At 59.6% G+C, this 10,366-nt stretch carries 9 protein-coding genes and 1 pseudogene; 6 read left to right on the forward strand and 4 right to left on the reverse strand.

The annotated features are described in order from the left end of the window. Positions 1–649 precede the first annotated feature (649 nt). Positions 650–1,978: an MFS transporter gene (locus AO277_RS07575; RefSeq protein ID WP_044319861.1), complete on the reverse strand. Its 1,329-nt coding sequence runs from the start codon at positions 1,976–1,978 to the stop codon at positions 650–652. Between the two features lie 617 nt (positions 1,979–2,595). Here AO277_RS07575 and quiC point away from each other — a divergent pair. Both quiC and AO277_RS07585 read left to right on the forward strand, forming a co-directional pair. Beyond that, complete coding sequence (gene quiC, locus AO277_RS07580) at positions 2,596–4,503, forward strand: 3-dehydroshikimate dehydratase QuiC (protein WP_044319860.1); 1,908 nt, start codon at positions 2,596–2,598, stop codon at positions 4,501–4,503. Between the two features lie 107 nt (positions 4,504–4,610). Continuing rightward, positions 4,611–5,281: pseudogene (locus tag AO277_RS07585) on the forward strand (TetR/AcrR family transcriptional regulator). Between the two features lie 3 nt (positions 5,282–5,284). Here AO277_RS07585 and AO277_RS07590 read toward each other — a convergent pair. Continuing rightward, positions 5,285–6,139, reverse strand: coding sequence for a shikimate dehydrogenase (locus AO277_RS07590; RefSeq protein ID WP_044319859.1), 855 nt, complete (start codon positions 6,137–6,139; stop codon positions 5,285–5,287). Positions 6,140–6,323: 184 nt separating this feature from the next. Between AO277_RS07590 and AO277_RS07595 the strand changes: the two genes are divergently transcribed. Then, on the forward strand, positions 6,324–7,214 hold the full coding sequence (locus tag AO277_RS07595; RefSeq protein ID WP_044319862.1) for a pseudouridine synthase: 891 nt from the start codon (positions 6,324–6,326) through the stop codon (positions 7,212–7,214). Positions 7,215–7,290: 76 nt separating this feature from the next. Here AO277_RS07595 and AO277_RS07600 read toward each other — a convergent pair whose 3' ends face one another. After that, positions 7,291–7,515, reverse strand: a complete 225-nt coding sequence (locus AO277_RS07600; RefSeq protein WP_002553129.1) for a YgdI/YgdR family lipoprotein — start codon at positions 7,513–7,515, stop codon at positions 7,291–7,293. A 97-nt stretch (positions 7,516–7,612) separates the two neighbouring features. Further along, entirely contained in the window at positions 7,613–8,218 is a 606-nt protein-coding gene (gene mobA / locus AO277_RS07605; RefSeq protein ID WP_044319858.1) for a molybdenum cofactor guanylyltransferase MobA, read from the reverse strand. 75 nt (positions 8,219–8,293) lie between these two features. Between mobA and moaB the strand changes: the two genes are divergently transcribed. From moaB to AO277_RS07620, 3 genes are all read left to right on the forward strand, one after another. Further along, a complete protein-coding gene (gene moaB / locus AO277_RS07610; RefSeq protein WP_044319857.1) occupies positions 8,294–8,833 on the forward strand; it encodes a molybdenum cofactor biosynthesis protein B in 540 nt (179 codons plus the stop codon). 6 nt (positions 8,834–8,839) lie between these two features. Beyond that, positions 8,840–10,051 carry a molybdopterin molybdotransferase MoeA gene (locus tag AO277_RS07615; RefSeq protein WP_044319856.1) on the forward strand — a complete coding sequence of 404 codons (1,212 nt, stop codon included), beginning with the start codon at positions 8,840–8,842 and terminating at the stop codon, positions 10,049–10,051. An 87-nt stretch (positions 10,052–10,138) separates the two neighbouring features. Next, positions 10,139–10,366 (forward strand): glycosyltransferase family 2 protein (locus AO277_RS07620; protein WP_257214197.1); only part of this gene is annotated, 228 nt, incomplete at its 3' end.

Here is a 10,366-nt window from a genome sequence, read left to right on the forward strand (position 1 = left end):
CACAATATTCTTTCACGGCTGCGAGTTTTGCCTGCACTGTATATTTACCCATGACGCCTCCAAAGGTTGCGTCCAACCTTCGGGGGTCATACCATATCGCGGTGGCACTGACGACGCAGAGTGCGACGTTAGTGACGGCTGAGTCCTGGCACTGATCCGGGGGATGCGAGGCAGGACGCCGAGCAAGCCGCATCGGGCCAAGGATGGCCCGTTGCGGCGGCCCCCGGATCAGTGACAGGGCGAAGGAACCCGACGAAGTCGGGCCGGAAACAGGAGCGAAGAAATTTGCTCACTTTGGTCCCTCAAAGTGAGTCGCCGAGGGGCGAAAAGGTGACCTGAGTCGAACCTCAATCCACCTGAAACCACAGAACCGCTTTGTGACGCGGAGCGTCAAGAACTGCATTCCCACGCGGAGCGTGAGGAACGAGCGGCGTCCGGGATAACAAAGGTGACCTGAGTCGAACACCAGTTCACCTGACATCGCAGAACCGCTGTGTGACGCGGAGCGTCACGAACTGCATTCCCACGCGGAGTGAGGAACGAGAGGCGTCCGGGAGAGCACTTTTAGTCACTCTGCGCAAAGCGTGGGGACGATAGCAAAAAGGCCCGGTCACTGAGTGAGCCGGGCCTTTGTGATGGTGTCAGACGATTACTCGCTGAGCGTCGGAACCTTGCGCGGAGCCATGAAGTACATCCAGATCAGCGCGATGAAGTACATCGCCGGAATCATGGTGAACAGCACGTTGTAGTTATTATTGGTGGCGGTCAGCACCGCACCGACAATCTGGGTCATGAACATACCGCCAATGGCCGCACACATGCCGCCGAAGCCGAACTCCGTACTCATCATGTGCTTGGGCGTGTAGTCCATCACCAGGCTCCAGATGTTTGCGGTCCAGGCCTGATGCGCACCCACCGCAAGCGAGATGGCCAGTACCGCCACCCACAGGCCGCTGGCGTTGGCGGCGAATACCACGCTGCAGATAGTGATGGCAAAGATCAGCATCGACAGCAGACGCGCAGTGGTCGCACGCATGCCGCGCCCGATCAGCCAGGAGGACAGAATGCCGCCAACCACGCTGCCGAAGTCAGCGGTCAGCCAGATCAGGATCAGCGGGATGCCCATCTGCGTCACGCTGATACCCAGGTTGTATTGCTGATTGAGAAACGGCGGCAACCAGTACAGGTAGAACCAGAACACCGGCGCAGTAATCGCGTAAGCCAGCGCGAACGCCCACGTGCCGCGCATCTTCAGAATGCCGGTGAAGGGCACCTTGACCGGCGCAGGTTCGACTTCCTGATTAATATAATCCAGCTCGGCCTTGCTGACGGTTGGATGCTCTTCGGGGTTGTAGTACTTCAGACGCCACATGATGACCCAGATCAGCCCCAGCGAACCCATCGCTATAAAGGCCGCCTGCCAGCTCCAGACGGTAAGGATCAGCGGCAGCAGCGCCGGCGTCAGCATTGCGCCGACGTTGGTGCCAGCGTTGAAAATGCCAGTCGCCACGGCACGTTCACCTGCCGGGAACCACAGACGTGTGGTCTTTACACAGGCCGGGTAGTTGGCAGCCTCGGTCAGGCCGAGAATGAACCGGCAGACCATGAAGCCCACAGCGGAAGTCGCAAGGCCATAAGCGCCGGTCGCCAGGCTCCACAGCAGCACCGCGAGGAAGAACGCGCGCTTGACGCCGACCTTGTCGATAAAGCGGCCTTGCAGCACGAAGCCCACCGCGTAACCGACCTGAAACCAGAAGTTGATGTTGGCGTAGTCCATCGCCGTCCAGCTCATTTCCTTGGCGAGGATGGGCTGCATGACGCCAAGCGCCGCCCGGTCGATGTAGTTCAGCGTGGTGGCGAAGAACACCAGGGCGAGCATGCCCCAGCGCGTCTTGCCCACGGCGAGTGCGCCGCGAATCTTTTCGCCCATCCCGGCACGGGCGGCCTGGGCGACAGGGTTGGTCTGGGTGTTAAGCATGATGTTCTAACCATCCGTTCCAGGACTGTGCTGCTGGCAACAGTCGGACTGAGAAGTCCACTCGATGCAGGCGTTGTGCAGGTAAAGTGAAGTCGTAGAACCGTGATTCGACTGGCCTGTTGACTCAGGCTTTCATCGAGACGATCCGTCGGGCCGACAATTTACAGGTTGGGCCGCGCAAGTGTGTTGGAATGTTTCAGGCGACGCAGATCCGCGCTGGGCTTTTGGCCGGACGAGTTCGTTGAACCTGACGTCTGGGGAGACGGACGGGCGAGCGGGCGAGCAAAGCGAGAAGGGTGCACATGAGCAATGTTCCTGTTTTTTGAATTGTTATGGGTTGCTGCTGATGAAGCAAAAGATCAAAACGTTTGACTGCGGGTCTACCCTGCAATGTGATGCTGATGTTGAGCATTGCGCGGTACAGCGTCAATTGAGTAAAACGGCTTTTGTTCGATAATCGAACGTAAAACTAACCGGTTCGTACACTTTATGTTGCTGTAGTATTTTGACAGGCAAATACTTTACTCGCACCTCTGAATAAGGCCGGGAAAGGCCAGGAATGCGGTGCTGTCCAGTCGCGACCGAAACAGGTCGCGTTCATCCAGGAGCTGAAAAGCATGCAGCGTTCAATTGCTACCGTATCCTTGAGCGGTACTCTGCCCGAAAAGCTCGAAGCCATCGCCGCAGCCGGCTTTGACGGCGTCGAGATTTTCGAAAACGACTTGTTGTATTACGACGGTAGCCCACGCAACGTCAGGCAGATATGTGCCGATCTTGGGATCGCCATCACCCTGTTCCAGCCGTTCCGGGATTTTGAAGGCTGCCGCCGTGATCGTCTGCAGCGCAATGTCGACCGTGCCGAACGCAAATTCGATCTGATGCAGGAACTGGGCACCGATCTGGTGCTGGTCTGCAGCAATGCGTCTGCCGATTCGGTGGGCGACGAAAATATTCTGCTGGATGACCTGAGCCTGCTGGCCGAGCGTGCCGGTGCCCGTAACCTGCGCGTCGGTTATGAAGCGCTGGCCTGGGGCAAGCATGTGAACACCTGGCAACAGGTCTGGAACTTGGTGCGTCAGGTTGATCATCCTGCTCTGGGTGTGTTGCTCGACAGCTTCCATACCTTGTCACTCAAGGGCGACCCGAGCGCGATTGCGCAAATCCCGGGTGACAAGATCTTCTTTGTGCAAATGGCCGACGCGCCGATTCTGGCCATGGATGTGCTGGAGTGGAGCCGCCATTTCCGCTGCTTCCCCGGTCAGGGCGAGTTTGATCTTGCCGGTTTCCTCGCGCCGATTCTGCGCAGCGGCTACACCGGCCCATTGTTGCTGGAAGTGTTCAACGACGGTTTCCGTGCCGCCCCGACTCGCGCCAACGCGGCGGACGGCTTGCGCTCGCTGCTTTATCTGGAAGAAAAAACCCGCCAGTTGATGGCGCGTGACGAGCCAGCCGCTGTTCCTGAAATACTTTTCAACCCGCCCGCTGCCAGCACTTACAACGGCGTCGAGTTTCTGGAATTTGCGGTCGATGAGAGCCACGGCGCGCGCCTCTCGGGCTGGCTGCAACGGCTGGGCTTTGCCAGGCTGGGTCAGCATCGCTCCAAGGCGGTCAGTCTGTTGGGGCAGGGGGATATCAAGATTGTGCTAAATGCCGAACCCTATTCGTTTGCCCATAGCTTTTTCGAGGCCCACGGGCCGTCGTTGTGCGCCACTGCCTTGCGCGTCGATGACGGCCATCAGTCGCTGGAGCGTGCGCGGGCCTTCAAAGGCCAGCCGTATCGCGGGCTGGTCGGCCCCAATGAGCGGGAGATTCCTTCAGTCCGCGCGCCCGACGGTAGCCTGATCTATCTGGTTGATAGCGCTGGGCCCGGAGAATCGATTTACGACAGCGATTTTGTCGTCGACCCGCAAGCGGTTGCCAAGGGCGGTTTGCAGCGTATCGACCACATGGCCACGGCGCTGCCTGCCGACAGCCTGGACAGCTGGGTACTGTTCTACAAAAGCATCCTGGATTTCGAGGCCGATGACGAAGTGGTGCTGCCCGACCCCTACGGTCTGGTGAAAAGTCGTGCCCTGCGCAGTCGTTGCAGTACCGTGCGCCTGCCGCTGAACACTTCCGAGAATCGCAACACGGCCATTTCCCACGCGCTGTCGAGTTATCGCGGCTCTGGGGTGCATCACATTGCGTTCTCCTGTGAAGACATCTTTGCCGAGGTCAGCCGCGCCAAGGAAGCGGGGGTGCCGTTGCTGGATATCCCGCTCAATTACTACGACGACCTGGCAGCCCGCTTCGATTTCGATGAAGAGTTTCTCAGCGAACTGGCGTATTACAACGTGCTCTATGACCGCGATGCGCAGGGCGGCGAGCTGTTCCACGTCTACACGGACGCCTTCGACGGGCGCTTCTTCTTCGAGATCCTGCAACGCAAGAATGGCTACGTGGGCTATGGCGCGGCCAACGTGCCGGTGCGTCTGGCGGCGATGGCCAAGGCGCGCAATGTGGCAGCGCGTCAGGCGCGGCTGTAATGCGAGATCGACTGCAGAGCTGCTGCGAGGGTGCGAATGCCTCGCAGCTTCCCTCTGCCTGCGGTCAGCTTCATACTTCGCGCATTACTCGTGGTCATGAGCCAACAATGAAAAAAATCGACTCCGCCGTTGCCGTTGAACCTGCCGCTACCGTGCCCAAGGGCCGCAAGAACAACCCGGAAAAAACCCGCGAAGATATTCTTCAGGCTGCTGTCGCCGAATTCGTTGCCCACGGTCTTACAGGCGCGCGCGTCGATGCCATCGCCGAGCGAACTAAAACCTCGAAACGGATGATCTATTACTACTTCGGCAGCAAGGAGCAGCTGTATGTCGAAGTGCTGGAAAAACTCTACGGTGCGATTCGTAACACCGAGAGCGAGCTGAACCTGAGTGAGCTGGAGCCTGTCGAGGCGATTCATCGCGTGGTTGAATTCACCTTCGATCACCATGACAGCAACGTCGATTTCGTGCGTATCGTATGCATCGAAAACATTCATTACGGCGAGAACGTCAAACAGTCCGATTCGATCCAGGCCAAAGCCAGAATATCATCAGGGCGCTCGATGGAATCCTGCGACGCGGCGAGGCCAGTGGCTTGTTCCGCGATGGTCTTCATCCGGTGGACCTGCACCTGATGATCAGTTCGTTCTGCTTCTACCGGATCTCCAACCGCCATACCTTCAGCGAAATTTTCCAGATCGAGCTGTGGAGCGAGGAGGTCAAACAGCGTCACAAGGCGATGATTTGCGACGCCGTGCTGCGTTATCTCAAGCGCTGAGGTTTACAGCGTATGGAAGTGCGCCATCATCCGTTCTGCATCGGCTGACTGGCCGCTGAATAACTCAAATGCCTTGACTGCCTGAAACACCGCCATGGTGCTGCCATCCAGCGTGCGGCAGCCCAGCGCGCGGGCATGCTTGAGCAGTTCGGTTTCCAGCGGGAAGTAGATGATTTCCGCGACCCACAGCTCAGGGCGCAGCAACTCGACCGGCAACGGCGTGCCCGGCAGTTTGGCCATGCCGACCGGCGTGGTATTGACCAGGCCGTCGGCTTCGGCCATAGCGGCAGGCAAATCGATACCCACCTTTGCCCGTCCGGCACCGAAATGCTCGTTGAGGTTGTCCACCAGCCCCTGGGCGCGTTGCGGCTCGACTTCGAATACTGTCAGGCATTCGACGCCAGCGCTCAATAACGCATGAGCCACGGCAGCGCCTGCGCCACCTGCGCCCATTTGCACCACCTGCTGACGTGGAGCCTTGTCCAGGCCGCGTTGGAAGCCTTCGGCAAAACCCAGGCAGTCAGTGTTGTGACCAATGCGCTTGCCGTCCTTGAACACCACGGTATTCACTGCGCCGATACCGCGGGCTTCGGCGGACAGCTCGTCCAGTAATGGGATAACCGCCTGCTTGCACGGAAAGGTGATGTTCAGGCCGGTGAAGCCGCAGTTTTGTGCGCTTTCGATAAGCTGGGGCAGGGCGCTGATATCCAGTTGCAGGGCGTCGATATCGATCAGCCGATACAAGTAGCGCAGGCCCTGGGCGTCGCCTTCGTGCTCGTGCATGGCGGGCGTTCGAGAGGCCTGAATGCCCGAGCCGATCAGGCCGGCAAGAACGGATTTTTTTTCAGCATGGGTCATAGAATACGTCTCTTGTTTTTGTGCCACTGCCCGGTCCAGAGCAGGTGTTGAGCGGAATGTACCAGATGGTTAATAGTGCCGCAGGTGGCAGGCGATTGCCATGCAGCGATATTGTGCGGTGATCGCCCTAATCAGTGATAATCCACGGCCAGCCGCTTCAGATCAGCCAGAGTTCACGCCGCACATGCCCGATTCCGTTTTCAGCGCCGCACAGCAGCAAGCCAGCACGTTGTACCTGCCGCCAGGCGCGTGGGCCACAGTGCTCGATTGCCTGTGCGCGAAATTCACCGCCATCAGCCGCGAACAATGGCTGGACCGTATTGCCCGCGGACGGGTGCTGGACGAAAACGGCAAGGCCATCGCGCCTGACCTTGCGTACCGCGAGGGCCTGCGCATTCACTATTTCCGTGAGGTGCCCAACGAAACGCCGATCCCGGTGCTCGAAACGATTCTGTACGCCGACGAGCATCTGGTGGTGGCGGACAAACCGCACTTTTTGCCGGTGACACCCGCAGGTGAGTACGTCGAGCAGACGTTGCTGCGCCGTCTGATCCATCGCCTGGGCAACCCCGATCTGGTGCCGCTGCACCGTATCGACCGGCACACCGCCGGGCTGGTGCTGTTTTCCGCCAACCGGCAGACGCGCTCGGCTTATCAGGCGCTGTTTCCCACCCGGCAGATCGACAAGTTCTACGAAGCCATTGCGCCAGCGTTGCCGGGGCAGGAGTTTCCACGTTTGCACGAAAGCCGTCTGGTCGAAGGCGAACCATTCTTTCGCATGCAGGAAGGAGCAGGGGCGAGCAATACCCGGACGCAGATCGAGGTGCTCGAACGGCAGGATCAATTGTGGCGGTACGGGCTTTATCCGGTGACCGGCAAGAAACATCAACTACGCGTGCACATGGCGGCACTGGGCGCGGGCATCTGCAACGACCCGTTCTACCCGGACGTGGTAAAGAACCCTGTCGACGATTATCAAAACCCTCTGAAGCTGCTGGCCAAGGGCTTGCGCTTCATCGACCCGCTCAGCGGTAAACAGCGTCAGTTCGAGAGCCTGCTTGAACTCGGCTGGTAAGCGGTAAAGCCGGGCTGACGGCCAAAAAAAAACCGCACTCGGCGGGTTTTTTCAAATCAGTCACACGACGCCCGGATCACAGATCCTTGACGGTACGTACCTGATCCTTGTTGATGCGGGTCTGCTTGCCGTCGAGTTGCTTGAACTCGTAGAAGCCCGATTCTTCATCGTACTTTGGCGTATCGACAGCTTGGATTTCACGACCATCGTTCAAGGTGATCACAGTGGGCGATGCGCAGCCGGCGAGGGAGGCAATGCTCAATGCAAGCAGGAAGGCAGCGGGAAGGGTCCGTTGTTTCATTACTGTGTCTCCAGATGGATTCTTGATTTACTGAACTCTCAGACGGATACACCGTCGGCAAAGTTCCGTATACACCGTCAGCAAGTTCAATAGCCAGTCACTTGCCACAGTTTTCGCTGATCCCGGTCAACAGACAGGGAGTATTCAGGTTGGCCAGGCGTGGATCGCCAGCTTCCAGTTGCAGGGCGACTGGTTGCAGCGGTTCCAGGGCCCGTCTCGGGCTGCGTTCGCCGGCCTGCCATGCGGCTTCCAGCGTTGTGGCGTGAGCGATGGGGATCATACATAAAAGCGGCTGCCAGTGCTGGCCTTCACGCACCATTATTGGTCGCTCCGGGCATTCAACAGCCTTTTCGCGTAACGCTTGCAGCAACGGTTCATCGACCAAAGGTACGTCGCAGGGCAGAACCAGCAACCACTGATGCCGGGCGAGTGGCAGGGCGGCGCGAATTCCGGCCAGAGGACCGTTGAAATCGGCATCGTCGTCCTGCACCAGTTGATCGGCGTACTGCGCATAGCGCTCGATGTTGCGGTTGCAGGAAATGATCAGGTCGTCGGTCAGCGGCCGGGTCAGCCGGTGCAGGTGCTCGATCAGCGCCTTGCCCTGCCACTCGATCAGGCCCTTGTCACGCCCGCCCATGCGCTGCCCGCGACCTCCGGCCAGCAGCAGGATAGAGCAGGGAGGCAGTGCGGCAGGGACATTCATCAAACACTCGGCGGGCAGTCAAAAGGAGTGCTGTGATATAACACCGGCCTGTTTCCTTAACAACTGGATGAGGCCATGAAAGCCAAGGCTGACACACCTTTCGTACCCCTGAATATCGCCGTGCTGACCGTCAGCGATACCCGCACCCGTGAAACCGATACCTCGGGCCAAATGTTCGTCGACCGTCTGACCGACGCCGGTCATGGCCTGATCGAGCGCGTGCTGCTCAAGGATGACCTGTACAAAATCCGCGCTCAGGTAGCGACCTGGATTGCCGACGATCAGGTGCAGGTCGTGCTGATCACCGGCGGCACTGGCTTCACTGGCCGTGACAGCACGCCGGAAGCCGTGGCGTGTTTGCTCGACAAGCAGGTCGATGGTTTCGGTGAACTGTTCCGGCAGATTTCGGTGCCGGATATCGGCACCTCGACCATTCAGTCCCGTGCGTTGGCGGGCCTGTCCAATGGCACCCTGGTGTGCTGCCTGCCGGGCTCCACCAATGCGGTACGCACGGCGTGGGACGGGATTCTCGCCCAGCAACTGGATTCGCGCTTCCGGCCCTGCAACTTCGTGCCGCACCTCAAGCAGGCCGAGCCCTGTGCGACTCGTGATTGAGTGCTGATGAACAACGAGCCGAAAACCTTGCTGCCTGTCGAAGAGGCTATCGCACGGCTGCTGGCGATGGCCGAGGCCACGCCGATCACTGATCGCCAGCGTGCTCCGCTGGCCGATGCCGAAGGCCGTGTGCTGGCGGTAGATCTGATCTCCACTCTGGATCTGCCGCCCTGGCCGAACAGCGCCATGGACGGTTATGCCCTGCGCGTAGCGGACTGGAGCGGCGAGCCGTTGACGGTCAGCCAGCGCATCTTTGCCGGTCAGGCACCCGAGCCGCTGGCACCTGGCACCTGTGCACGAATCTTCACCGGTGCGCCGATGCCTGAAGGTGCCGATTGCGTCGAGATGCAGGAAAACGCCGAGGTGCTGGCGGATCAGCGCGTGTGCTTCAGCGAGCCGCTGAGCGTTGGGCAGAACATTCGCCCACAGGGGCAGGAAACCCGCGTCGGCGACACCGTACTGGCGGCCGGGACGCGGCTTGGTCCTATTGAATTGGGCCTGGCCGCTTCGTTGGGCCTCGCCGAGCTTGAGGTGATCCGACGGGTGCGTGTCGCGGTGCTGTCCACCGGCGACGAGTTGATTGAACCAGGTCAGCCATTGGGTCCGGGGCAGATCTACAACAGCAACCGGGTGTTGCTGTGCAGTTGGCTGAAGCGACTCGAATGCGAGGTCGTGGATGCAGGCATCCTGCCGGACGATCTGGCGAAGACTCGTACTGCGCTGGCGAATCTGCACGATGTCGACCTGATCCTCTCCACGGGCGGCGTCTCGGTAGGCGAAGCGGATTTCCTTGGTCACGCATTGCGTGAGGAAGGCGAACTGACGCTCTGGAAGCTGGCCATCAAGCCCGGAAAACCGCTGACTTTCGGGCATTTTCGTGGCGTACCGGTGATTGGCCTGCCCGGCAATCCCGCCTCCACGCTGGTCACCTTCGCTTTGCTGGCGCGTGCTTACCTGCTGCGTCGCCAAGGTGTGATTGACGTAGCGCCGTTGCAGTTTCCGGTGCCCGCAGGGTTCGTCTGGACGCGCCCGGGCAATCGTCGCGAATACCTGCGCGGGCGTCTGGAACAGGGCAGGGCCGTGGCCTATCGCAACCAGAGCTCGGGTGTATTGCGCAGCGCTGCCTGGGCTGACGGCCTGATTGAAGTGCGTGAAGGCTCAACCGTGGCCGAAGGGGACTGGGTCAACTTCATCCCGTTGAGTGAAGTGCTGGGCTGAGTGGATTAATGGTTGGGCGGGCACGCATGAGCTACTCTCAACATCGCTGACAAGTTGGGCAACCGGACTTCGCCCTGGAGTATTGTTATGGCGCCATTGAGAGTGGCTTGTGTGATCCCGACCTACAACGGACGCAAGGATCTGGAACGTCTACTGGACTCGCTGGCTACGCAGACTGCGAGCTTCGATACACTGATCGTCGACTCCAGTTCTTCAGATGGCACGCTGGAGCTGGCGCAAGCGGGAGTATCAGTTTTTTTGTGTTCGGGCTGGTTAGGGCCTGCCGTCAGGCAGGCCCTTGTTTTACCAGCTCGG

Origin of the sequence: Pseudomonas amygdali (genome assembly GCF_002699855.1) — a bacterium.
In the GTDB taxonomy this organism is placed as follows: Bacteria; Pseudomonadota; Gammaproteobacteria; order Pseudomonadales; family Pseudomonadaceae; genus Aquipseudomonas; species Aquipseudomonas amygdali.

What these genes read in the sequence shown, in the direction of transcription:
- AO277_RS07575 (WP_044319861.1), bottom strand. Translation starts at nt 1,978, where the DNA reads ATGCTTAACACCCAGACCAACCCTGTCGCCCAGGCCGCCCGTGCCGGG.
- quiC (WP_044319860.1), top strand. Translation starts at nt 2,596, where the DNA reads ATGCAGCGTTCAATTGCTACCGTATCCTTGAGCGGTACTCTGCCCGAA.
- AO277_RS07590 (WP_044319859.1), bottom strand. Translation starts at nt 6,139, where the DNA reads ATGACCCATGCTGAAAAAAAATCCGTTCTTGCCGGCCTGATCGGCTCG.
- AO277_RS07595 (WP_044319862.1), top strand. Translation starts at nt 6,324, where the DNA reads ATGCCCGATTCCGTTTTCAGCGCCGCACAGCAGCAAGCCAGCACGTTG.
- AO277_RS07600 (WP_002553129.1), bottom strand. Translation starts at nt 7,515, where the DNA reads ATGAAACAACGGACCCTTCCCGCTGCCTTCCTGCTTGCATTGAGCATT.
- mobA (WP_044319858.1), bottom strand. Translation starts at nt 8,218, where the DNA reads ATGAATGTCCCTGCCGCACTGCCTCCCTGCTCTATCCTGCTGCTGGCC.
- moaB (WP_044319857.1), top strand. Translation starts at nt 8,294, where the DNA reads ATGAAAGCCAAGGCTGACACACCTTTCGTACCCCTGAATATCGCCGTG.
- AO277_RS07615 (WP_044319856.1), top strand. Translation starts at nt 8,840, where the DNA reads ATGAACAACGAGCCGAAAACCTTGCTGCCTGTCGAAGAGGCTATCGCA.